At 61.6% G+C, this 23,789-nt stretch carries 21 protein-coding genes; 12 read left to right on the plus strand and 9 right to left on the minus strand.

Annotation, left to right across the window (positions count from 1 at the left end; translation table 11 throughout):
- Nucleotides 1-129 precede the first annotated feature (129 nt).
- The 3 genes from AC1Q6C_RS22900 to AC1Q6C_RS22910 all read right to left on the minus strand — a co-directional run bounded on the left by AC1Q6C_RS22900 (nucleotide 130) and on the right by AC1Q6C_RS22910 (nucleotide 3,789).
- A complete protein-coding gene (locus AC1Q6C_RS22900) occupies nucleotides 130-552 on the minus strand; it encodes a hypothetical protein (protein ID WP_228232423.1) in 423 nt (140 codons plus the stop codon).
- 434 nt (nucleotides 553-986) lie between these two features.
- Nucleotides 987-2,966 (minus strand): amino acid permease, encoded by a 1,980-nt coding sequence (locus tag AC1Q6C_RS22905; RefSeq protein WP_007727027.1) that lies wholly within the window; start codon nucleotides 2,964-2,966, stop codon nucleotides 987-989.
- A gap of 4 nt (nucleotides 2,967-2,970) precedes the next feature.
- Nucleotides 2,971-3,789 carry a polysaccharide deacetylase family protein gene (locus AC1Q6C_RS22910; protein ID WP_007727026.1) on the minus strand — a complete coding sequence of 273 codons (819 nt, stop codon included), beginning with the start codon at nucleotides 3,787-3,789 and terminating at the stop codon, nucleotides 2,971-2,973.
- 122 nt (nucleotides 3,790-3,911) lie between these two features.
- Between AC1Q6C_RS22910 and AC1Q6C_RS22915 the strand changes: the two genes are divergently transcribed.
- The 3 genes from AC1Q6C_RS22915 (at nucleotide 3,912) to AC1Q6C_RS22925 (ending at nucleotide 6,658) form a co-directional block, all read left to right on the plus strand.
- Nucleotides 3,912-5,441, plus strand: a complete 1,530-nt coding sequence (locus AC1Q6C_RS22915; protein WP_230359471.1) for an LCP family protein — start codon at nucleotides 3,912-3,914, stop codon at nucleotides 5,439-5,441.
- Between the two features lie 133 nt (nucleotides 5,442-5,574).
- Nucleotides 5,575-5,781, plus strand: a complete 207-nt coding sequence (locus tag AC1Q6C_RS22920; protein WP_124568973.1) for a hypothetical protein — start codon at nucleotides 5,575-5,577, stop codon at nucleotides 5,779-5,781.
- 46 nt (nucleotides 5,782-5,827) lie between these two features.
- A complete protein-coding gene (locus AC1Q6C_RS22925; protein ID WP_007727023.1) occupies nucleotides 5,828-6,658 on the plus strand; it encodes a crotonase/enoyl-CoA hydratase family protein in 831 nt (276 codons plus the stop codon).
- A 106-nt stretch (nucleotides 6,659-6,764) separates the two neighbouring features.
- Here the strand turns inward: AC1Q6C_RS22925 and AC1Q6C_RS22930 are convergent, their stop codons facing one another.
- On the minus strand, nucleotides 6,765-7,256 hold the full coding sequence (locus tag AC1Q6C_RS22930; protein WP_003941181.1) for an inorganic diphosphatase: 492 nt from the start codon (nucleotides 7,254-7,256) through the stop codon (nucleotides 6,765-6,767).
- A 103-nt stretch (nucleotides 7,257-7,359) separates the two neighbouring features.
- Here AC1Q6C_RS22930 and dacB point away from each other — a divergent pair, with 103 nt between their 5' ends.
- The 4 genes from dacB to hpt are packed head-to-tail and all read left to right on the plus strand — an operon-like array spanning nucleotide 7,360 to nucleotide 11,378.
- The gene (gene dacB / locus AC1Q6C_RS22935; protein WP_118606860.1) at nucleotides 7,360-8,769 is read left to right on the plus strand and encodes a D-alanyl-D-alanine carboxypeptidase/D-alanyl-D-alanine endopeptidase; all 1,410 of its coding nucleotides are present in this window, start codon (nucleotides 7,360-7,362) and stop codon (nucleotides 8,767-8,769) included.
- A complete protein-coding gene (locus tag AC1Q6C_RS22940; protein WP_047269664.1) occupies nucleotides 8,769-9,842 on the plus strand; it encodes a zinc-dependent metalloprotease in 1,074 nt (357 codons plus the stop codon). Before dacB ends, AC1Q6C_RS22940 begins: the two co-directional genes overlap by 1 nt.
- Nucleotides 9,843-10,820 (plus strand): tRNA lysidine(34) synthetase TilS, encoded by a 978-nt coding sequence (gene tilS, locus AC1Q6C_RS22945; RefSeq protein ID WP_064111394.1) that lies wholly within the window; start codon nucleotides 9,843-9,845, stop codon nucleotides 10,818-10,820. It abuts the gene before it with no gap.
- 3 nt (nucleotides 10,821-10,823) lie between these two features.
- A complete protein-coding gene (gene hpt, locus AC1Q6C_RS22950; protein WP_003941159.1) occupies nucleotides 10,824-11,378 on the plus strand; it encodes a hypoxanthine phosphoribosyltransferase in 555 nt (184 codons plus the stop codon).
- On the opposite strand, the gene AC1Q6C_RS22955 is transcribed toward hpt, so the two are convergent.
- A complete protein-coding gene (locus AC1Q6C_RS22955; RefSeq protein WP_256261790.1) occupies nucleotides 11,366-11,488 on the minus strand; it encodes a hypothetical protein in 123 nt (40 codons plus the stop codon). The two genes, hpt and AC1Q6C_RS22955, sit on opposite strands and share 13 nt — an antisense overlap.
- Here AC1Q6C_RS22955 and AC1Q6C_RS22960 point away from each other — a divergent pair.
- The 3 genes from AC1Q6C_RS22960 to AC1Q6C_RS22970 all read left to right on the plus strand — a co-directional run bounded on the left by AC1Q6C_RS22960 (nucleotide 11,478) and on the right by AC1Q6C_RS22970 (nucleotide 14,748).
- Nucleotides 11,478-11,855, plus strand: a complete 378-nt coding sequence (locus AC1Q6C_RS22960; RefSeq protein ID WP_030534814.1) for a PH domain-containing protein — start codon at nucleotides 11,478-11,480, stop codon at nucleotides 11,853-11,855. The two genes, AC1Q6C_RS22955 and AC1Q6C_RS22960, sit on opposite strands and share 11 nt — an antisense overlap.
- Before the next feature lie 89 nt (nucleotides 11,856-11,944).
- A complete protein-coding gene (locus tag AC1Q6C_RS22965) occupies nucleotides 11,945-14,395 on the plus strand; it encodes an AAA family ATPase (protein ID WP_492666825.1) in 2,451 nt (816 codons plus the stop codon).
- On the plus strand, nucleotides 14,392-14,748 hold the full coding sequence (locus AC1Q6C_RS22970) for a hypothetical protein (protein WP_230359472.1): 357 nt from the start codon (nucleotides 14,392-14,394) through the stop codon (nucleotides 14,746-14,748). Before AC1Q6C_RS22965 ends, AC1Q6C_RS22970 begins: the two co-directional genes overlap by 4 nt.
- A gap of 11 nt (nucleotides 14,749-14,759) precedes the next feature.
- Here the strand turns inward: AC1Q6C_RS22970 and AC1Q6C_RS22975 are convergent, their stop codons facing one another.
- Genes AC1Q6C_RS22975 through AC1Q6C_RS22985 form a run of 3 tightly spaced genes read right to left on the minus strand, consistent with a single transcriptional unit; the run spans nucleotide 14,760 to nucleotide 20,823 of the window.
- On the minus strand, nucleotides 14,760-17,501 hold the full coding sequence (locus AC1Q6C_RS22975) for a DEAD/DEAH box helicase (protein ID WP_063315070.1): 2,742 nt from the start codon (nucleotides 17,499-17,501) through the stop codon (nucleotides 14,760-14,762).
- Entirely contained in the window at nucleotides 17,489-19,525 is a 2,037-nt protein-coding gene (locus tag AC1Q6C_RS22980; protein ID WP_492666826.1) for a phospholipase D-like domain-containing protein, read from the minus strand. Before AC1Q6C_RS22980 ends, AC1Q6C_RS22975 begins: the two co-directional genes overlap by 13 nt.
- Nucleotides 19,522-20,823, minus strand: a complete 1,302-nt coding sequence (locus AC1Q6C_RS22985; RefSeq protein ID WP_156511694.1) for a hypothetical protein — start codon at nucleotides 20,821-20,823, stop codon at nucleotides 19,522-19,524. Before AC1Q6C_RS22985 ends, AC1Q6C_RS22980 begins: the two co-directional genes overlap by 4 nt.
- Before the next feature lie 181 nt (nucleotides 20,824-21,004).
- Between AC1Q6C_RS22985 and AC1Q6C_RS22990 the strand changes: the two genes are divergently transcribed.
- Together AC1Q6C_RS22990 and AC1Q6C_RS22995 are read left to right on the plus strand one after the other, a co-directional pair.
- On the plus strand, nucleotides 21,005-21,250 hold the full coding sequence (locus AC1Q6C_RS22990) for a hypothetical protein (RefSeq protein ID WP_492666827.1): 246 nt from the start codon (nucleotides 21,005-21,007) through the stop codon (nucleotides 21,248-21,250).
- A gap of 116 nt (nucleotides 21,251-21,366) precedes the next feature.
- Entirely contained in the window at nucleotides 21,367-22,305 is a 939-nt protein-coding gene (locus AC1Q6C_RS22995; RefSeq protein WP_492666828.1) for a hypothetical protein, read from the plus strand.
- 73 nt (nucleotides 22,306-22,378) lie between these two features.
- Here the strand turns inward: AC1Q6C_RS22995 and AC1Q6C_RS23000 are convergent, their stop codons facing one another.
- Nucleotides 22,379-23,788, minus strand: coding sequence for an acyl-CoA synthetase (locus tag AC1Q6C_RS23000; RefSeq protein WP_492666829.1), 1,410 nt, complete (start codon nucleotides 23,786-23,788; stop codon nucleotides 22,379-22,381).
- Nucleotide 23,789: the final 1 nt, after the last annotated feature.

Here is a 23,789-nt window from a genome sequence, read left to right on the forward strand (position 1 = left end):
ACCGGTCTACATATTATTTTCAACCGAGAGAATGCGTCTACCAACCAGTCTCGTCGTGATCGACATGCGTGTGACCGCCGACGCCATCATCGGAGTGCCGGCGACCTAGGATCCGGCCAAGGCTTCGGGTCAGGTCCGCTTGCGGGTCGCGATCTCGTCGGAGAGCTGCTGAACGTGGGCGGCGTCCGCGTCCCGGGCAAGGGCGACGTAGTGGTCCATGACGGCCGGCCGGTAGCGCACGGGCAACGTCTGTCCTGGGGCGAGTCGTGTCAGCTCGGTGATCGTGAGGTCTTCGTCTGCGATACCGCGGAACAAGATGCCGTCGGAGGTCTCCACGTCGAACATCAGGACCACGCGTGGATTGCTGTTGACCTCCCGCCAGTCGACGAGAACGCCGAGCGCAAGCACCCCCGTCCGCAGTTCCGCATTGCGCTTGCGTGCATCACTGCTCATGAGCGGGTTCGGGGCGACGCCCGGAAAGTCGGGTCCGACGCCGAGTGATTCCCGACTCAGGTCAGGCCTGAGCTTCGACATCACATCGTCGAGCGTCATCTTTGAATCGTTGCGCTTCTTTTTCCAACCGAACATCCTGACCCCTCCATCACAGCGGCGCCGGAATCTCGGCCTGGAGCTTCGCTCTGATCGCGATTGTATGTCGCGGTCATTCTCGATCTCCGTCGCATCATCCCGTCCACCTGCGGGTCGAAAGGCCTTTCAATCTGCACTCGCGCGTGCGGACAGACTTTTCGCTCACCAGTTGCACGCCAGTCCCTCTTGCCGGTGCAATTTCCGTTGTCAGAAGGCGAAATCCATGAAGGGGACCGAGATTGGCCCCCAGACACGAATGGAAGGTCGCCATGACGAACGACGCCCCTCACCATCGCGCCCGCATTGGTCGCCCGCCACCTCGGCCACCACAGCCCTGGATGCAGCGATGTTCGACAGCAATCGCGAGCGGGCTTGTGAGCGGTTAGTGGGAGTGGGCGTCAACCGACGTGGACGTGTGGCCGGCGGGACTGGTCGGGTTCGGCGCGGCGGAGGACCTCACGGGTCACGGGAGCTGTTTCGCCCTCACCGATGAACAGGAAGCGGAGCAGGTACATGATCGGGTTTCCCTCCGTCCACTCGAAGTAGACGTCGGGAATCACGCCGGTGATGTCTCTCGTCCGCAGGAGAACCGCCGCAATGGTGTTGGGGACGGCAGGGCTGTCGACCCACAGAATCCGGTGCTCACCGCGCTGTCGGCCGTGGACGAGGAGGTCGGTGCTGAATTCGGAGGAGTCTGTGACGTTGACTTCGATGAAGATGATCGACTCCGCCTCCGGGATGTTGCTTTCGGCGCGCTGCTGCGATTCCTTCTGCCGATACTCGTCCTCGTCGAGACGGTCGACGTCGTGCGCCACCATCGCGAGGTAACCCTTCTCGGCTGCCTCGGCGATGAATTGCAGCGCGGTCTCGTCGAATTCGACGGAGGTTGCCCGTAGTTCGAAGGCTCGCGAGATCCGGGAAAGGAAGGACACCACCATGATCGCGGCGATGAAGAACGACGCCACTTTCACACCGTCTGGACGTTCGAAGATGTTCGCGATCGTCGTGTAGACGAACAAAACTGCGACAAAACTGAACCCCACGAACAGCTTTCGCTGACCGTGCTTACGAGCGGACAGTGCAACGGCGACGGTCGCCGACGAGATGAGCACGAGGACGCCGGTTGCGTACGCGGAACTCTGAGCGTCGACACCGGCGTCGAAGTAGATCGTGACAGTGATGGCGATGACGCTGAACACGAGGACCAGCGGACGCACGGCGCGGGCCCACGACGGCGCCATGCCGTAGCGGGGGAGATACCTCGGAACAAGATTGAGCAACCCTGCCATTGCCGACGCACCGGCAAACCAAAGGATCAGGATCGTGCTGAGATCGTAGACGGTTCCGAAGATCTCACCCAGATAGTCGTGGGCGAGAAAGGCAAGCGCGCGACCGTTGGCAGCGCCTCCGGGTTGGAACTCGTTTTCTGGGATCAGGATGGTGGTGACCAGGCTCGACGTCAGCAGGAATCCGCTCATGATCAGCGCCGCCGTGGTGAGCAGGCGCCGCGCACCTTTGATGCGGCCACGTGGATTCTGTTCGGTGTCGTGCGGATCGCCCTTGATCTGCGGCATGACCGCGACGCCGGTTTCGAAGCCGGACAGACCGAGAGCCAACTTCGGGAAGACGATCAGCGCGATCAGGATCATCATCGCCGGGTTTCCGTGCTCGGTGGTCATGGCGCGCGTCCAGTCGGTGACCAACGACGGCGCGGTCGCGATGTGCCACAGACCTACGGAGATGACCACCACGTTCAAGGCGAGATAGACGGCGACCAATCCGACCGCGATACCGATCGCTTCGGTGAATCCGCGGAGGAAGACCGCAGCGAGGAGCGCGAGCAGAACCAGGGTGACGGCGACGGTGTGTCCGGAGAGAAAGGTTGGAGCAAAAGGGTTCTCGACGAGGTGCGCCGTGGCATCGGCAGCCGAGAGCGTCATAGTGATGAGGAAATCGGTGGCCGCGAAGCCGAGAAGCACGAGAACGAAGATCTTGCCGCGCCACTTGGGCAGCAGCTTCTCGAGCATGGCGATCGAACCCTCGCCGTGCGGACTCTCGCGAGCCACTCGCCGGTAGACCGGTAGAGCGCCGAAGAGTGTCAGCAGGATCAATACGACTGTCGCGATGGGAGCCAACGTGCCGGCCGCCAGTGCCGCGATACCGGGTTGGTAACCGAGAGTGGAGAAGTAATCGACACCCGTCAGGCACATCACCTTCCACCACGGGTGGCGCTTCTCCTTCTTCGGCGCCATCCGGTGGGGCCCCAGATGTCCGGCGGGTTCCTCGGTGATGTCCGCGAGCAGCCAGGCCTCGGTGCGTTGTTTCACGGACGGAGCCGTGTTTTCGGCCGGGACCTCGTTGTCGGCTGCGGTCACCACGGCGTCACGGCTTCAGATAAACATCGTTGAGCGTGACAGTCCGCAGGTTTCGGCTCCGGATGATGTCCACCAGTTGCGGATACACGTGGGTCACGGGCAGATAGTTGAGGTGCCCGATCACGATGGCCCCCGGATTGAAGTACTGGTTCGCCATTTGGAGGATGTACTCCTCGGTGATCAACGAAGAATCCGACAGTGATCCGTACCAGAGGGTGGGCACGGTGTAGCCGACGCTCGCGGCCACGGAATCGACTGTCGCGTTGTGCCTTCCATACGGCGGCCGAAAGTACGGCGCCGCGTCCACGCCGTAGGTGTTGCGCAGGAACGTGCCGTTCTTCGTCAGCTCGTCGGCGATCTGCTGCTTCGACACAGACGTCAGATCCGGGTGCGAGTAGGTGTGATTGCCGAGCTGAATTTGTCCGCTCTCGACCAGCGGTCTGAGAAGTCCGGCGTTTTCGGTCCACGAGTTGTATTGCCCGTTGACGAAGTACGTCAAACGGATGCCGGTGTCTTTTGCGAACTGTGTGTAGAGGCGCACGACTTCGGAGCTGGCTCCGTCGTCAACCGTCAGGGCAAACAGGTCCCCACCGCCGGGTAACGCGGTCAACGATCCGCCGGCGGGCAGCGGCACCCGGGCAGACGGCGGTGGAGGCGGCAACAAGGCAGGCGGGAGATCCGGGACAGGGACGGGGTCGGTTGGTTCGTCGGCTGCAGCGATTGCCGTCCCGACCGAACGTGACGAACAAGCGGTTCCCATGGTCACCGCGGCGGTTCCGGTCAGAGTTGCTGCTGCGAGGGCACTGAGGAAGCGTCGGCGGTCCACAGGGCGGAGCCTAGAGCAGATTTGCCCAATTCGGACTTCATTCTCAGCGTTCTTTCAGCGAATGACCAGCCGTGTCCGGTATCGACAGGTTCTACTCAGGAACGGTGGATAGCGTGTCGGCCGTGGAACCGCGACCTCGACACTCGGCAACCAAGCACAGACGTAAGCGTCAACCGCAGCGGTCGACGCTCTCGGTGGGGCGCAAGCTGGCGGCGGCGTCCCTGTCGACGACGATTCTGGTGGGCGTCGGAATCGGCTGGTACGTGCAGTCGGATCTCACGTCGGGGCTGTATCGATCGGACGCGCTCTCCGCCCTCGGTGACGACGCCGGCAGTTCGCTCGACGGGGATACCAACATCTTGTTGATCGGGCTCGACAGTCGTAAAGCGATGGACGGCAGCGACCTGCCGGCTGAGTTCGTCACCGACAAGCTGCATGCGGGGGACAGTGATGTGGGTGGATACAACACGAACACGCTTATCCTGCTCCATGTTCCGGGCGATGGCGGCAAGGCCAGTGCAGTGGCGATCCCACGCGACGACTACGTCGCGGTACCCGGCTACGGAATGGCCAAGATCAAGGAAGCGTACGGAATGGCGAAGGCTGATGCGGACGCCAAACTCATAGCGGACGGTGTGACGGATCCTGCTGCACGAGAGCAACAAGCGCGTGAAGTCGGAAGACGGTCGACACTGACCACCGTGCAGAATCTGCTCAAGGTTCCGATCGATCACTTTGCCGAAGTGAACCTGATGGGCTTCTACGACGTCGTCTCGGCTATCGGCCCCGTTCAGGTGTGCCTCAACAATCCGGTGCAGGATGACTTCTCGGGCGCCAACTTCCCGGCCGGAGTTCAGACTCTCGATCCGTCACAGGCACTTTCGTTTGTCCGTCAACGCCACGGCCTGGACAACGGGGACTTGGATCGCACCCACCGGCAGCAGGCTTTCATCAGCGCGGTGATCGCCAACTTGAAGGGCTCCGGCGTCATCGGAAACATTCCGAAGATGACGGCACTGGCCGACGTGGTGAAGAAGGACGTGGTGATCGATTCTGCCATGGATCCCGTCCGATTCGCTTCTCAGGCAAGCGCTCTCGCAGGTGGGAACATCGACTTCTACACCCTGCCCATCGAGGGATACGAGACCGTCGACGGCCAGGACGTCAACATGGTCGATCCGGCGCGTCTGCGTAGTGAAGTGTCGCGGATCTTCGCGGGAGGTGACTCGGCATCTGCACCTGCGATGGACACTGCTGTCTCGACCGGGAACGAAGTTGTGGACATCCGCAACGGAACCGCGACGGACGGGTTGGGTGCCGCGTTGGCAGCGGCGATGAAAGCGTCGGGAGTCGAAGTCGGAGAGGTGAGCACCGCAGCTGCGACGGCAAAGTCGGTGGTCAGCTATGGAGTCGGCGCCAAAGCCGTCGCAGAGGCGCTGGCCGAGCAGTTGGGCGTGGCCGCAGTGCCTAACGAGCAGGCAGCGGCCGAATCAGTGTCTGTACTGATCGGTGAGGACAATGCGCAGACCGTGTTCTCGGCCGCTCCGGCGCAGTCGGACTCGTCGGTATCCGCCGGCACCGTTCCCGATACGGGAGCGCAGGGATCACCCATCCGGGCCGACGCGAATGGCGGCATTCCCTGTGTGGACTGACTCTCAGGTAATTCGCACCAAACTCACGCTGACTTCTTCGATCTGCGGGTCTACATTGGAGAAGTCGAACTCAGTCGGGTACTTCACCTTTGGGGTACCTGACTGAGATTGCGTAGTTGAAAGGATCACCGACATGGCTACAACAGCAGCGGTACAGAATCCGACACGCTCACGTGCCAGGACCATGTCCTTGTCCGAGTACGTGGCCGAGCATCCGGCGCAGCGCGTTTTCCCACCGACCAGTGAGCGGGCGGCCAGGATGGCGATGCTCATCATGTTCGCCCTGATGGCCGTCACCCTCGTCGTACTGGTACTTGACGAGGCAGGAATCTTCGGATGAAGGCAGCGGTCTTCGGCTGAGCCCGACCTTTAGTTACTCTTGAGTAATGACTGAACAGAAGAGCTGGAATGCGTTCACCGTCGAGCGCGAAGACAACATCGCCCAGGTGACGCTGATCGGGCCGAGCAAGGGCAACGCGATGGGGCCGGATTTCTGGAGTGAACTCCCCGAAATCTTCGCCGACCTCGACGCCGACCCCGAGGTGCGTGCAATCGTCATCGCCGGTTCCGGCAAGCACTTCTCGTTCGGACTGGACCTGCCGGCGATGAGCGGTGAATTCGGTGCCGTCCTCGCGGACAAGGCTCAGGCAGGCCCGCGCACCAAGTTCCACGACATGATCAAGCGCATGCAGTCGGGCATCAATGCCGTGGCAGATTGCCGCAAGCCCGTCGTCGCAGCTGTGCAGGGCTGGTGCATCGGCGGCGGCGTCGACCTGATCACGGCGGCGGACATCCGCTACGCAAGTGCCGATGCCAAGTTCAGCATCCGCGAGGTCAAGGTCGCGATCGTCGCAGACATGGGCAGCCTCGCGCGTCTGCCCGCGATCATCGGCGACGGACACCTGCGTGAGTTGGCTCTGACCGGCAAGGACATCGACGCAGCGCGCGCCGAGAAGATCGGCCTCGTCAACGACGTGTTCGAAGATGCCGACGCGGTACTGGCAGCGGCGCGCGCGACCGCCAAGGAGATTGCGCTCAACCCGCCGCTCGTCGTCCACGGGATCAAGGACGTGCTCGATCACACCCGCAGCGCGAGCGTGAACGACAGCCTTCGCTACGTCGCAGCCTGGAACGCGGCGTTCCTGCCTTCGCAGGATCTGACCGAGGCCATCACCGCCGTCTTCCAGAAGCGCCCGCCAGTCTTCCAGGGTGAGTAGGAACTGCAAGGGTGAGTAGGAACTGCAAGGGCGAGTAAAAACAGCACAAAAATCCCCGCACATCTTCCGATGTGCGGGGATTTTCGTTAGGCCTGAGAACTCGAGCTCAGTGACCGCCGTTGGCAGCGAGACGCTTGATCGAAGCCTCGATCTCGGCCTCTGCCTCGGCGCGGCCGACCCAGTTGGCTGCCTCGACGTGCTTGTTCGGCTCGAGGTCCTTGTAGTGGACGAAGAAGTGCTTGATCGCATCGAGCTCGAACTGTGAGATGTCACCCAGATCCTGGATGTGATCCCAGCGGGGGTCACCGGCCGGAACGCAGAGGACCTTGTCGTCTCCGCCGGCCTCGTCGACCATCTTGAACATCGCGACTGCGCGAGCCTCGACGATGACGCCGGGGAAGACCGACTCGGGGAGCAGGACCATGGCGTCGAGCGGATCGCCGTCCTCACCCAGGGTGTTTTCGATGAAGCCGTAGTCGGCCGGGTAGCCGAAAGCTGTGTAGAGGTAGCGATCGAGTTTGACGCGACCGGTTACGTGGTCGACCTCGTACTTGTTGCGCTGACCCTTGGGGATCTCGATGGTGACGTCGAACTCCACGCCGATTCCTCGCTGTCGTGTCGGTAATGATTCGTCGGAAGGATATCGGGTCAAGGATAAGGTTGCCTGACCACCCAGTAGGCAGAGCACAGACGGAGGGGCGTTGGCGGGCCAAGGAAAGAAGAAGATCGGCTCGTTGGAAGAGAGTCGACGGCGTAACTTCCGCATCCTTCTGGCGGTCGGTGCAGTGGTTGTACTGGCCGTCGCCGGAGTTGTCGTCGTGAAACTCGGTACGTCGAACGACACCGCGGGCAGCGCGACCGTGACTACGTCGCCGCAGCCTGCGCTCGTGACGCCGTCACCTCAGGTGGTGCCCGTCCCGACGGACGCACCGATCCCGAGCGCGGCGGGAATCGCCGCGGCGATCGGCCCGGCTGTGGCCAACCCGGATCTGGGGAAGTTCACCGGAGTTGTCGCTGATGCGCTCACCGGAAACATTCTGTGGAGCGCAGACCCGTCGACGCCGATGACGCCTGCGTCCACGACGAAGGTGCTGACCGCATCGGCGGCACTGCTGAAGTTGCCGCTCGACCACCGGCTGTCCACGACGGTGGTGCCCGGAACGAGCCCCGGGCAGGTCGTTCTGGTCGGCGGTGGTGACCCGACGCTGACGGCGACGCCGAAGGGGCAGAGCGGGTATTACGCCAATGCTGCTCACATCGCGGATCTCGTCGACCAGATCAAGGCTGCCGGTACGCCGGTGACCAGCGTCGTGGTGGACTCGAGCTTGTTCAAGGGCGACAACATGGCCACCGGATGGTTCCCCGCGGACATCGCGGCCGGCTACATCACCCCGATCGAATCGGTGATGATCGAAGGTGGTCGGTACGACGGCACTCAAGACGAGTCGCCGCGTTCGGAAACTCCCGCGTTGGACGCGGGCAAGGTTCTCGCTCAGGCGCTCGGTGTCGATCCCGCCAACGTGAGTCTCGGCGCCGCGCCTGCCGGTGCCAAGCCGATCGCGACCGTGCAGTCGGCACCGCTGAGCGACCGGTTGCTGCAGATGATGGAACATTCCGACAACGTGCTCGCCGAGACCATCGGGCGTGAGGTCGCGATTGCCTCCGGAATCGAAGCCTCGTTCACCGGAGCAGTCGACGCGACCGGCAAGACCCTGCAGGCGGCCGGGTTCGATTACACCGGAGTTTCGTTGCACGATTCCAGCGGGCTGTCCGTCGACGATCTCATTCCTGCTCAGGTACTCGATCGGGTCATGACGGCTGCGGCCGGTGACGGTGATCCGAAACTGCGTCCGCTGCTGGACTACCTTCCGGTGGCCGGCGGAACAGGAAGTTTGTCCGACCGCTACGCGTCCGGAAACCGAACCGGTGCGGGTTGGGTACGGGCCAAGACGGGAACTCTCTCGACGGCCAGCGCGTTGTCAGGGTTCGTGGTCGATCAGAACGGGCGAGTGCTCACCTTCGCACTGATGTCCAATGACCGGCCGCCAGAAGTGAGCCGTCCTGCCCTGGACGCGATTGCCGGAGCATTGAGGAATTGCGGGTGCCAATAGTGGCCGAAAAGACTCCACAAGATGATGAAGCCTCGGCTCCGCTCGGTGGTGCCGTCGACTGGAGTCTTGCCGCCAAAGCCGGGATAAAGCTGGCGCGCGGTGGCCCCGCGATGTCTCGCTACACGGCCGAGACGGCAACCGCAGAACTCGCCGAAGCGTCCGAGCGTGCAGAACTGCCGGTTCGTGAAGTGACCGGTTTGGCCGACGGTCTACCGGTCCCGGCCGCTGACGTGCTTGACCGGGCCGGGTGGATCACGGCGGCCTCGCGGTCGATGGCACATCTCACCGGCGCCGACCCTGACGGCAGTGGCAATCTCATCGTCGGAAAGCCGGCGGGCCTGCAGGCCGGCGCCATGCTGGCGTACCTGTCTTCGGCGATCCTCGGGCAGTACGACCCGTTCACCGGCGAGCACGGCACCCTGCTTCTGGTCACACCGAACATCGTCTCCGTCGAACGGTCCCTTCGGCTGAACCCGAGTGACTTCCGGTTGTGGGTCTGCCTGCACGAGGTCACTCACCGGGTCCAGTTCTCGTCCTCGCCGTGGCTCGCGGAGTACATGAAGGAATCCGTCGAAACGCTTGGTGCGACGGTGGACGAGTCGATGACCGACGTTGTCGGGCGCCTTGCTGCAGAGCTGCGCTCGCGGAAGGAACCCGACTCCAGTGACGGTGCGACGGCGGGCGGCATCATCGGACTGCTGCGCGCCTCGCAGGCGGAACCCCAGCGTGACGCGCTGGATCGGATGCTTGTACTCGGCACTCTCCTGGAAGGGCATGCAGACCACGTGATGGACGCCGTCGGCCCCGCCGTGGTGCCGTCGGTGGCAACGATCCGCGCGGCCTTCGACAAGCGTCGGCAGCGCAAGTCCAACCCCGTGCAGCGGATCATCAAGATGCTTCTCGGCATGGACGCCAAGATGGCGCAGTACGTGCGCGGCAAGGCCTTCGTCGACGCGGTGGTTCTCAAGGTCGGCATGGAGCAGTTCAACACCATCTGGACCGGGCCCGAGACCTTGCCGTTGCTCGACGAGATCGACAATCCCGACGCGTGGGTAAAGCGCGTTCTCGGCTAGATGCTGCTGCCTGAGACGCCTGCCCTCCTGGCGCTGCGACAGGCCGTGCGGGCGTGGACGCTCGCATTCGAGCCACGACGCCGTGTGGTCGTCGCCCTGTCCGGGGGCGCCGATTCATTGGCGTTGACCGCAGCAGCGGTGGCGGAAGCCGATTCGGTCGACGCGTTGATCGTGGACCATCGGCTGCAGCCTGGTTCGGATGCCGTCGCACGCTCGGCCGCAGACCAGGCGCTGGCGCTGGGTTGCCGGACCGCGACGGTGCTGACAGTCGACGTAGCCGAAGGTGGGAGTCTCGAAGCCGCTGCGCGTGAGGCTCGGTATAACGCCCTACGCGACGCAAGGGCTGACCTCCCGGTTCTGCTCGGACACACGCTCGACGATCAGGCCGAGACCGTGCTTCTCGGACTCTCGCGCGGGTCCGGTGGGCGATCGATTCAAGGTATGGCTGCATTCGACGCTCCCTGGGGACGGCCGCTCCTCGGCATCCGGCGATCGGTGACCAGGGCGGCCTGCGTCGACCTGGGAATCACGCCGTGGGAGGACCCGCACAACAACAATCCCGAGTTCACTCGCGTACGTCTGCGGCACGAGGCGTTGCCGCTGCTCGAAGAAATTCTCGGCGGGGGAGTTCCCGAAGCGTTGGCCCGAACCGCGACGCAGTTGCGTGAGGACGGCGAGGCGCTCGACAAGTACGCCGAGGCCCTACTCCTACGTGTTGTCGTCGACGGGGAAGTGGAAGTGGACACACTTGCCGAAGCGCCCACCGCAATCCGTCGACGTGCTCTGCGGGCCTGGCTGCTGCAGGGCGCCGCAAAAGCATTGACGGACAAACAGTTACGGGCGGTCGACGCCCTGGTGACCGACTGGCGGGGGCAAGGCGGCGTCGCGATCGGGGGCGGAACACCGGAGGCGAGGTTGGTGGCGGCCCGGCGACGTGGCAGGCTGATCCTCGGATTCGAAGACCGACGAAGGGTTTGACGCGTGTACGAGGGCGACATCGCATCGGTACTGATCTCCGAAGAACAGATCCGTGCACGAACGGCGGAACTGGCTGAGGACATCGCCAAGCGTTACCCGGCAGGCGCCCCCGAAGGGGATCTCCTGCTGATCGGCGTCCTCAAGGGAGCGGTCTTCTTCATGACCGACTTCGCCCGCGCCCTGCCGATCCCGTCGCAGATGGAATTCATGGCCGTGAGCTCCTACGGATCCTCGACCTCGTCTTCGGGCGTCGTCCGCATCCTCAAGGACCTCGACAAGGACATCGCCGGTCGCCACGTGCTGATCGTCGAGGACATCATCGACTCCGGTCTCACACTGTCGTGGCTGATGCGCAACCTCAAGACACGTAATCCCGCTTCGCTCGAGGTCGTCACCCTGCTCCGTAAGCCGGATGCGGTCAAGATCGACGTCGACGTCCGCGACGTGGGCTTCGACATCCCCAACGAGTTCGTCGTCGGTTACGGCCTCGACTACGCCGAGCGGTACCGCGATCTGCCGTACATAGGCACCCTGGACCCCGAGGTCTACGGCGGCTGAGCCTGCTCGCCGGTAACACCACTGACTCGTCCACCGATAGCGTCGCTGTCGCCTTCGACCGTGGAGGCAGCTTGGACGAGCACGGAGGTATCGGGCCTGATGGGTCTCATGGACGGGTTGATCGGTAACGCTGGAAAGATCGATCCCGCTGCGGCGCACCACGAATACGCGCGTCTGCTCGGACACGGGGAGCAGGTTCATGCGGCGTATCAGTTGGTTCGCGACGCATTTCTGTTCACGAATCGGCGACTCTTGATGGTCGACAAGCAGGGGCTGACGGGTCGCAAGATCGAGTACCACAGTGTGCCGTACCGGTCGATCACCCACTTCGCGGTCGAGACAGCCGGAACCTTCGATCTCGACGCCGAGCTGAAGATATGGATCTCGGGGAACGCGACACCGATCCAGAAACAGTTCACCAAGCAGGTCGACATCTACGAAGTCCAGGCGATCCTGTCGCATTTTGTCGTGTCCTGATGTGCAGCTGAGCTCCCTCGCCAAGACGTACTGTCGGTCCCATATGAAACCGTTGGGTCGGTTGGGATCGACGAGGCGAGGGAGTTTTGGTGACAACTGCCAACAGAGATGCAGAAAGATCGCTCGACGAGGTCGTCTGGGACGCGATCGACGAAGACACGAATCTGCCTGATGCAGCGAAGTATCTCGTTCTTGCAGCACTCGAGGGTGCTGATGCGCTCAGCAAGCAGATTGGCGGTACGGAGCAGCTCAGAACCCGACCCGAAACCGCCAGCGGCCCAGCAGAAGAACCAGTTGGAGCATTCCTTACATCTATCTCGGTCGCCGGCTTCCGCGGCATCGGACCGAAAGCCGTTCTCGATCTGCATCCTGCGCCTGGCATCACGATCGTCAGTGGACGCAACGGGTCGGGTAAGTCGAGTTTTGCGGAAGCTCTTGAATTTGCAGTTACCAGCTCGAGCTACCGGTGGAAAAACAAGGCGAAATTATGGGCTGACAGCTGGCGAAACCTGCACAGCCCGGATCCATGCGAGGTGCGCGTTGGGCTGACCGTCGAGGGTTCCGAACCGACCGTCGTCGCCGTCGACTGGCCGATCGGTGCCACGTTGCACGACAACGAAGCGTGGACCCAGACGGGCAAACAGAAGCGCACTGTCGGTACCGATGAACTCGGATGGAAGTCCGCCGTCGAGCTGCATCGGCCGATCTTGTCTTACGACGAGATCGGAGGGCTGGTCGAGGACAGCCCGTCCACGCTGTACGACGCACTTGCAAAGCTATTGGGACTGGACGAGATCGCGGACGCCGAGAAACGGCTCACCGCCGCGCTGAAGTCTGCCAAGACTGCGCGTCAGTGCGCGAATGAGGAGCTGCGTCAACTCAAGGAAATTGTCGCCGAATCAGCAGACGAGCGTGCACAAACCGCCGTCACTCAGTTGAAGAAGCGGACTCACGATCTCGACGAGGTGCTTGCGCTCGCCACAGGCTCTGGTTCGGCTGTTGCGTCCACCCTGTCTGGTCTGCGCAGGTGCGCGAATCTGGCGGTCCCACAGAAGCCGGCGATCGACATGGTTGTCGCCGATCTTCGGGTTGCGGTCGCCGACACCGTCGAGCACGCTGGCGATGCTTTGTCGGTAGTGGAACAGCGCAGCGATATCCTCGATAGAGTCATTCAATTGCACAGTGAGACAGGCACAATCGAGTGCCCGGTATGTGCGGCGGGGGTGCTCGACGACGCCTGGGCTACGCAATCCCGAACGCGCCTCGCGGAACAGAACAGCAAGCTGGGGAAGTATCGGAAGTCTCGACGCGATCTTGACAACGCATGTCGGGCAGCAAAGGAATTGCTGAACGAGCTGGTGCGTCTGGAAACGGTCGAGGGTCCGGAATTGGAGTCGTTGATCCGGTACCGAGACTCAGTGGCCGCTGCCCAAGGTGCGCCGACCGGGGTAACCGAGCTCGCCGAGCACATCGAGAAGACCTTGCCTGCGGTGATCGACGCTGCGAACGCCGTGCGCGAAGAGGCGGCGGTCGCAATCGCCGAGCAGGAAGACACATGGGCTCCGATCGCGGGTCGTTTGATGACGTGGGTCAACCTCGAGCGTGACGCACGATTGAGTGATGACACCGTCAAAGCCCTGGATGCGGCGAAGAGGTGGGTAGCCGCCCATGCGGCAGAACTGCGGAATCAGAGACTCAAGCCGATCGCGGAGCAGGCGCGCGAGATTTGGTCGGAGCTCAGGCAGGAAAGCAACGTCGACATCGGGTCGATCAGCCTGGAAGGCAGCAATACTCGACGCAGGGCGGTGCTGAAAGGGTCGGTGGACGGAGTACCGACCGAAGCATTGGCGGTGATGAGTCAGGGGGAGTTGCACGCTCTGGCGCTTGCACTGTTCATTCCACGTGCGACCACACCGAACAGTCCGTTCCGCTTCATCGTTCTCGATGATCCGATTCAGGCGATGGACCCGGCCAAGATCGACGGGTTCATCCGAGTTTTGTCGAAGCTGTCGGAGACACGGCAGGTCATCGTGTTCTCCCACGACGACCGATTGGCCACTGCGATACGGCAACTTGCGGTGAATGCGCGACTGGTCGAGGTTGCACGTGAGACCGGATCGCAGGTCTGTGTCGCAGAGACACTGAACCAGGCGACCCGCTATGTGGACGACGTCCGCGCGCTGGTGCTCGACGAGAACGTTCCCGACGAGGTCAAGCGCCGAGTGGCACCAGGTTTGTTCCGGTTGGCCTTGGAATCCGCGGCGCAGCAGGTGTATTACGCGAAGCAACACAAGGCGGGCGAGGGTCGGGTCGACACCGAGAACCGGTGGACGTCGGTGAAAAAGACGCGGGCCAAGATCGCGCTCGCGGTGTACGGCGATGCCGAGAAGCCTTTGTCGCAGTGGCAAATTCTGCGAGAAGGGCGCAAAGCGACGCTCAATATTGCCAACGCCGGCTCGCATGTCGGGGCCGATATGTCGATCACGAGGAGCGAAGTGAATGACCTCAGGAAGACGGTCGACGGGATCCTCGCGGAATGACAACACAGATGCCGCCGGCTGTCGTGCTGCGAAATGCGGAGCTACTGCTCGATGGAAGTGTCGGTGCTGCTGGAAGTTCGGCACGGTTGGCTGCTTTTCTGGCCAGGCAGGCATTGGAGGAACTGGTAGCCGAACGGTGTATCGCGCTGAATGCCGAAGCGCCGCAAGCAAGCATGCGCTCGCGATTGGTGATTCTCCGTTCCCTCGACACAACGAAACGCGCCGACGCCGCAGCAGTGGCATGGAACAGATTGAGCAATGTCTGTCATCACCATGCGTATGAACTTGCGCCGACCGTCGCCGAGGTGCGGCATTTGTGTGGAGTTGTTGCCGTCCTGTTGGAGAGCGGCTGAGTATGTGTGCGTCAGTGGGATGACTCCGTGACTGCCAAGTCCATTGTGAGTTCACGTACCAGTGACAACGGAAGAGGCACCCTAGTTTCCACACCACCCGTTTCTGCATTGTCCGCAGTACGCGTATCTCCCATGACGACGCCGAACCAACGATCTCGATCTTTGACCACTCGATACATACGTTCATCGTGGGTGCCGCCGAGGTATGGCTCGTACACGATCAAAGGTTCGCCCGCCAGTTGCGCGGCCGAGCCGAGTCGATCCAGGCGACCCGTTCGTTGTTCGAGCGTCGCGGGGTTCCAGTCCAAGTCGTGGTGAATGACATGTCGGCAGGCAACGTGCAAATCCACACCCTCAGACATCACGGAACTGGCGATGAGCACATCGGGGAAGAACGGGGAGTTGAATGATGCCATGAGCCTTTGTCGAGTCTTTTGAGCTACTTCACCATTCGCGAGCCGCACATTGGGTGCAACCGTGGTGTGAAGGGGTGAGTGCTCTGCTGGATCGATTTCGTCGTCCGCGGATTCGTCGACTGTGATGTCGCCGGTTCGCGTTGTCAGCAGAATATTCAGAATGCGTTCGCGGTCCTCCGGGGTTCTCTTGGAAAGAAACTCGGCAAATGACTCGATACGCTTTCGTAGTGGAATGCCACCCGGAGGAGCTGTTTCGAGTCCCTTCATCAGTTCTTCGACGGTCATCGAAGGGGAAATGGGCGTGAACCGAACGAGGAAGGAATCCGTGCGAAGAAATCTCACGACTACTTCGCCGAGTTGGTATCGAGATTCTTTATCGAGAAGGTCGGCCCATTCCTCGACAGTATCTCGAATGCGTTTGTTTCCAGAGGAATCGCTACGTAACAGGCGATTGCGCAATCGATTGACGGCTTCGCCGACTGCTGTCGGATCAGTGGCATCGACGAACAGTGCGCCCGCTGCTCGCTCGGTTATGCGCTTCTGTAGTGCTCGTGCGATGTGCAACCGAAGTGCGCGCCCGGTTTCTCGGTAGAAACAGAAGATCAGGACCTTGTGGCCCTCGTCCCATAAACGGAGTGTAAGCTCCACTGTGGCAGCAATTTTCGGGTGGCGCGCGAGGCTCTCTGGATTGTCGGGGAGTTGTTGTTCGATACGATCCAGATACCACTTGACGGGGCCTGTCGTGGGCGCGGTGCGCTTTGCGCCCTCGACATCGTCGATATCTGCCGCCCCATTTGATCGAGTTCTGCGATAGGCCTCGAACGATGATGCTATCCCGTAAGAGAAGAGCGATCGGGTGGAGCCTGTCGAGTCGCCAGACAGCCGTGCGACAGCATCTGCGCGACCTGCAAGCAGGAACGGCAAAGCCGCGGCGCCGTCGATCGGCAACCCGAGATCGCCGGCCCTACTGTCGAGGACCGCCGCACCGGCACGATAGCGACGACGTTCGGTGTCGTTGGACTTCAGATGGCGGATGACCCACGGGCGCAATGCCTCTGCGGCGCAGTCTTTGGCCTTACGCGCATCGATCCCGCTTGTTACAGCGGCACGGGCCGAACGACTCAAACTCTCGATGTCGGCATTGTCGAAGCTCGAAAGCGATTTCAAACTGGAATCCTGTACGGGGTCAATGGCTGTCCAACGCTGCTCGAACCGTTGGGCGGCTGATCGCGCAGTGTCCAATGCATCACCGAGTTCGCTGATCGAGTCTTCGAACGCGACGCGGTCGACGGGGTTCGGCCATCGAATACCGTCGAACCGCCTTAGTACACTGAGTAATTCGTGATGTCCGAGCTGGAACGGGGTTGCAGTCAGGAACAACATGCGCTCGAACATTCCGCCGAGTGGGCCCCGGAGTGCTTCGGCATCTCCTTGGGCCTCTTCGTTCGCGAACAAACCGGATGTGGCGTTGTCGTTCTTGACGTGATGGGCTTCGTCCAACACGAGCAATGGGAGGGTGACATCGAGTTGGCGAAGCCCGTCAGCCCAAGCGCCGCGCATCGCCGTCGTCAAAGCTTTCTTGGCTCCGGACAACCGATCGTCGAAATTGATCGATTGCTTCATTGGTAGCAGTGTGAGTGCATCGCGGAGTGGTTCGAGGATGTCATTGTCGATGGCATCGACAAACGCGGCGGGAACCGGGTCGTCATCCAATGGTGCAGCCCCCGAGTGCTTGTTCCACAAGTCCATCCAGTTGCTCTCGGGCGTTTCGAGAAGGCGCGTAACAAGGGCTTCGTCGCGGAAGCGTTTGTCTGAGAGGAGGAATGATGCATGCCGAGCGATCGCCGGCCGTCGCCTCTGTAATTCAGCTCTTCTGCGGCCCGCACGTCGAAGTAGTGCGAGTCGGACGAACGGATCATTTGTCGTTCTTGTCAAGGCTCCGTGCGTCAGAAAGATGATGTGACGTCGGCGTTCTGGTGGATCATCGAGAAGCTTCAAGAACTCGATTCCGTGTCGAATGGCTCCCGAGACACGAATGTCCGACGCGTCCGGCAAGCACTTTTCGGCGAAGACATTCCACTCTCGAGGCCATTTCTCGGCGACGGATGGTGGCACCATCACCACGACCGGATGCCGGTGGCCGGTTGCTCGAACGACCGATGCTGCGACTGCCAGTGCCACAAATGTTTTCCCCATGCCGACTTCGTCGGCAAGTACCAGACCCGGCTGATTCGCGAATCTACGAAGAATCTCCTCAGCGGTTTTCTGCTGGCGCGTCGAGTCTGCTGTGGGGAGGTTGTCGTTCGAGAGGTCGATGTCCGGGCTCAAAGTCCACATGAGCGCCGTGCCTCCTTGAATGCGTCGGCAACGTATTCGAGCATGTCACTCTCCAATTCATCGGAATTCAGGGATCGTTGTCTGTCCTCGATCTTCGAAAGTGCCTCGGCGAGAACACTCTGTGCGACAGCGCGATCCAAAGATTGGAGAGCGCATTTCCAGTCGACGGTCCCGACCGTCAGTGCGATCTCAGCGAGAAGGAAATGAGTCTCGGCGGGTGCTGCGGTCCCTGTGCCCGACGAACCCCCATCGAGAGCTGTCTGGTCAAGTACGAGGAGCCTACCGATCTCGACTGGCCCGACCACACCGAACAGGCGATTTCGCAATACCTCGAGCGAAGCAGCACGTGTGCCGAGTCGCTCACGCAACGCCCAGAGGGCTGCAGACCGCGCGCGTGTGCGATGCAGCAGTAGACCGCTCGAATCGAATCGGCGTAGGGCGTCGGTTGCATCCGTACCCGCCAGCTTTCGAGCTTCGATTCGCCGGAGTTCATGCTCCACCGCAGCTGGGAGCGGACGGGTCGATCCGAGGGCGTCCAGTAAGAGTTGCACAGGAAGGTCCTCAAGTTCTGCGGGAATCGGCAGCTTGCTCGTGTCGTCGACGTTCGCTACCCATTGGGCTGATACCGGGGTTCCGTCAGCCGTCCAACCGACGTCGAGGAATGAAGGTACTGCGGTTCTGTCTACCGTCACAAAAAGTTGTTCAGGTTGCAATTGCTTCCGCCACAACTCTTGGTCCACAGCGCACTCGAGGCCAAGTGCGTGCACAGACCACGAGTCCGGCTCTTGCTCCGTTCGATCGAACGAAAGCACCAACTGTGCGGAATTCGACGTCAGCTCGATTGTGCACCAAGAGAAGAAGAGCGGAAGTGAAGGAAGGTTGCTGTCGTCGTCATCAGTGTTCACCGTTTCGATGGCATTCAAGTCGACGGATTTCTGTGTACTGACCAGTGCGCGCAAAGCTCGACCTGTGGGCGACGTACGCGGGGCGCCGACCCACACATTGAGTTCTCGGTGGCCATGGGTCGTTGCGAGCCCCCAACCGGCCGTGGTTGCGTTCGATGATCCTATGAGTGCCGCGACCCACTCGTCGTTCTCCAACACAAGTGCCTTGGCATGCAAGGTGCGTTGCTCGGCATCGAGTGGCGCCAGTGCTCGCACTCGATCCACTTGTGAGGCGAGCTCAACCGGTGCCATTACCGCACCCACACGATCAAGGCCGACGACAGCGGTCACGCTTCGCGCAGTCTTCGGCTGGCCGGTGAGTAGCGATCGAACCGAGGTCAATGCCGTCGTGCTCGTTGCGGCATCCCAGAAGGGTGACAGTACGGATGCCCGCAGTGGTTTCTTCGATGTTCGCCACACAGCCTTGTAACCGTCGAGTGGGGAAGAACCGGGAGCTGAAGGCGCGACCGCGAGGTGCACTGCGGTTTCTGTCGGCAAGGCAGGGGAATGTTGCTCGATGCGGCTGGTGATGCGGTTGAGCGTGTCCGTTGCCCGATCCGTCGTCGAACTAGCTGCACCAGGCAACAATTCAAGGTAGCTGCGCAGTTCGCTCACTATGCCGAGAAGGACTGGGCGTGGTATCTGGCAGCCTTGGGTGATGTCGAATGCAAGCGCCGCCTCGATCTTTTCTCGGTAGCCCGCAGGGGTGAGGTTTGCCGAGCCGACGACGATGCGCGCATGGCGTTCCCATATGAGTATTACGACTTTGGCATGTAGTAGGCCATTGCCCGTCGAAACCGGTATCAGGTCCCATCGAAGATTGCGTCTGTCGGTGCGAGTGCCTCGATCGACCAGGACTGAGATGGCCGCGGTTTCATTAAGTCGAAGCTCCTCTTCGAAGGTTGCGGCAATCGAGCTGATCTTGTCCCCCTCGCCGGTTACCGCAGATAGCGCAAGAAATCTGCTAAGGCAATCATCCGTGAAGAACTGAGGGTCGAATGTGAATGTTGTTGCCAGACATGCCACTGCAGATCCGCTGCCTGCTGGCGCGGACCAGTGGTCGAGCATTTTTGTGGTCATACGGCGGTATCTCGTAAGAATCGACGCAATGCGTTTATTCGGATGGGATGAATGAATGGTCCGTCGAGCGATGGCCGGGTTCGTTCCTCGTATCCGGGCCGCACCAACCAGCCGTTCTTGTACGGCTCGAACCATGGCCGCTTGCCCAGTGGCGGCTTCGACGCTTGTATCGCGCCATGATGATTCAGAACCAGTTGGGCCAGATCGGCGGGTGTGTGTTCGTCGGCGAAACCGGTGAAACGCGCATCGAATTCAACTGTACCCGTTGTCGCGGAGAGCGTCTCGAACGCGCGCTTGTGGAGAGCCGGGAGATTTCCTGCTGCGCGGACGAAGGTCGGATCGTGCTTCAACGCGTCGGCTTTCAATGGCGTCGTGCCCAGCGAATACGAAACGTGGCACACCGTACGGAAGCAAGTGTCGAGGTAGCGCGCAAAGTTCTCGTATGCGATGACGGCGTTGATCGTCTCGCGAAGTGCGGGCGACGAAGCGCGAACAATCTCCGAAATCACATCGCTTTCCGTCAGGGTTTCGTCGTCGAGTGAAGGTTCCAGCAAGCGCGCGAGTTCACTGCGTAGCGGGTGGCGTTCTTCGGACAGGCCCCGGAGTAAGCTGCGTTCACCTGCTCCCGGGCCGTCGGGATCTAATGCCTGCGCAAGTGTGCCGACTGTCCTACCAGTAGGAGCAACATCGCAGCGAGATGACTCGAAGCTTCGACGTAGGGCGTTGCGCAGGTCGCGACGTAGTTCGCCACCGTCCGTTCCTGCGGTCTCATCGACGAAGCCAGGAAGGTTGGCTTCGCGTTCCCACATCGACACCAATGCTGTTTGCTGCGACCCCGCCGTCAAGCTCGAAGTAACGATGTCGAGCGTTTTCGCGAGCGGCTTGTACACGCCGTGAAAACCGAACACCGACGGACCTTTGAGGTACGAGTTCGCAGACAGGCGATCTCGGCGCCCGACCACCGCCCGTGCTTTCTGCATCCCGGGGACGCCACGCAGTGCACTTTTAGAACTTCGCGCAAACGCCTCCAGAACTATCCATTCGAATGCGATTTGGGGTGTTGTCACGCCGTCTGCGGCACGTGTGGATTCGAAATCGTCACAGACGATACTGCCGACGGCCATGGCTGTCATCAGGCGAAACCGAGTCATTCGCGCGCGGAAGTCGGGAACCAGTTTGTCAGACAACTTTTCCGAAATGGCGCCGAGACCCATTGGGTCCAGGCTCCCTTCTCCTGCGACCGGAGGATCGAACTCTGAGAACTGGGGGACCGTGAAGCCCGTGAGCGCTGAGGTCATGAGCACACCTCATGACATGTTGGTGCGAGCAGTGTGTCCACGAGATGGTTGTACCAGCACTGCAGTCTTGGCGTGGGGGAACGTTGGCGGCACTGGTCCATCCCAGCCGCATACCGTGTACGCATCCTAATATCTGAGTGACCGGATAGCGTGAGCGCGACGTAACCGAGGAAGGCTCGATGTGGTCGACAATGACAATGTAATTCCGGTGTGGACGCTTGCTACAAAGCAGGCGGAGGTGCCCGCTATTCCGGACGAGGGAACCATGACGCCCGACCGACTGGCGGAGTTGCGGACAGTCCTGGCGGTGTTGGCCGAGACCCCGATCGCAACACTCGAGGCGCATCCGCTTCCGAAGTCGATCGACCTCGATCGAGGGATCTCCCGGATAGTGCGAGTCCACTGGCTACCCATCTGTCGCAGCTGATCAGCCAGACATCCAAAGCTTCGTCGAGTTCAGCGGTCGCGAGTGGCGAGACGTTGTACCGCATGGTTGTCCCGGCAAAAGTCGCCGCGCAAGTTGGCAGTGGGCTGGTGAAACCGATGACGTCCAAGGCGGCGGCGGGTGGCGTGCACAGTGCGCTTATCGGATCTTCGGGGATTGCTGCGCAGGCCTCGTTCGTGCCTGTTGCAGGACAGGCAGCCGCGGTTGGTGCCGCTGGCGGGTCCGCCGCGACGGCAGGTCTTGCAGCAGCCAGTGCGGGTGCACTGACAGTCGCGGCTCCCCTGGTGTTGATGGCAGTCGCGGTTGGTGTCAGCGCCCACGCCGACCACAAGCGTGAACTCGCAATCGAGAACATCACCAAGTTACTTGAGAAGCTCCACGATGACGCGTTGCAAAAGGAACGTAACTCCCTGAACGGATGTCGGGGCGCGATCGACACTGCGACTGCGATTCTGCTCGATCAGGGACGCATCGGCGCGTCAGTTGGACTGGACTCCGCCGTACACGCGATCAGTGTCGGTATGGCGGATGCCGAAGGGCGACTGAAGAAATGGCAGCAGGGACTCGACCCATTGAAGACCGGTCGCGTCGAGCTCGATACTCTGCGAAAAGCGTTCACCGGAATCGACGAGGACGGTGGCGAGTTCCGCGCCCACCTCGAGCTTGCCGCACTCGCTATCGCGCTCAAGAAGCGTGTGATCGTCCTTCAAGCTGTGGAGCACGCTCAGATGGACGAAGCCAACCCTTTCGAGAGCTTCACTCGCGCGTTGAAGAGCGATCAGCAGCGTGTCGCGAAGTTGGAGTCGGGCATCGCGTCACTGCTCATGGGACTTTCCGAGCTGAGGCTTGACCGATCCCACGGTGTTCGTGATTTTGTGTTCAAGTCGAGTGAAGTCGACAAGATGCTGCGGACCGCATACCTGTTGCGGGAGCTGGGAGATGGGGTCGCAATGTCGGACAACGAATCCGACGTGGCGATCGAGATCGCAAGACGGCGTGATGGATCGGTTGTCGTCTTTCCCGCCCTGGCCGCTTAGTCCGAGCTGACTCGCACCGCAAATGAGCACGTAGCAGCCACTGGGTTCGTCGGTGGCTGCTACAGGTCCAGCCTCAGAGCGTCAGCAGCTTCTTCTGGACTTTGCCCATAGCGTTGCGAGGCAAGCTGTCCACCAGACAAACCTGGCGTGGGCGCTTGTGGATCGACAGTGATTCGGCGACGAAGTCCGAAACCACAGCGCAGTCGGCTACGTCGCCGACGATGAACGCGACTATGCGCTGTCCGAGATCGTCGTCCGGCACACCGACGACGGCGGCCTCGCGAACGCCGGGGTATGCCAGAAGTGCCTGTTCCACCTCGCCGGCACCGATGCGGTATCCACCGGACTTGATCATGTCGACCGACTCGCGACCTACGATGCGGTGGAATCCGCTGTCGTCGATCACCGCGATGTCGCCGGTGCGGAACCAGCCGTCTTCGGTCATGGATTCCGCTGTCTTCGAGGGGTTCCCGAGGTACCCGTCGAAGAGAACGGCGCCCGCAACTTCCAGTTGCCCAAGCTGCTCTCCGTCGTGCGCCGACAATTCGCCGTTCTCGCCGCGCAACCTCGTCCTGACTCCCGGAACGGCGTGCCCGACCCAACCCGGGCGACGTTCGCCGTCGTGCGTCGTGCTGACGGTGATGAGGGTTTCACTCATTCCGTAGCGCTCGACGGGAGCCAACCCGGTCAGCGATTTCATCCGCTCGAACAATGGAACCGGAAGTGGTGCACTTCCGGACACGAGCAAGCGCGCGGATCGCAATGCTGCTGCCGCCGAGGGCTCACCGCACACGCGTGACCAGACGGTCGGAACACCGAAGTACAACGAGCCACCCGCTGCGGCATACGAATCCGGAGTTGGTCTGACGGTATGAATCAGCGGCGAACCCACGCGCAAGGCGCCCAACACGCCGAGAATCAACCCGTGGACGTGGAAGAGGGGCAGTCCGTGGACGAGTGTGTCCTCTGGCGTCCAATTCCACACATGAGCGAGCGCGTCGAGATCCGCAGCGATCGATGCTCGCGAGAGGACAACGCCTTTCGGAGCTCCGGTGGTTCCTGAGGTGTACATGATCAGTGCGGTAGCTGCCGCGCTCGGTTCGGGATAGGACGTCGCAGATCGCGCGTGAATATCGATGGGAATCAACGGGATACTCGAATCCGACGGTCCGTCTCCGAGTATCAGTTCGGCCTGGGAATCGGCGATGATGTGCTGACGTTCGAGCGGGCCGGAGTCCGGTGGGATCGGGACCACGGCAACACCGGCGATCAGCGCGCCGGCGACGGCGACCACTGTCTCGAGGCGGGCGGCGGCTTGTACTGCCACTCGCTGTGCACCGTGGATTCGATCGGCGACCGCGGTGGCGGCGGCAAACAAGTCGGCGCGAGAGAGGGTTGCGCCTTCGCCGAAACTGACCGCCGCTCCGTGGTCGTCGAAGATGCGGGGGTCGAGGGAGCGCAGAAGTGTGGATTCGCTGTTCATC

It is taken from the genome of Rhodococcus sp. MT28 (genome assembly GCF_058792695.1).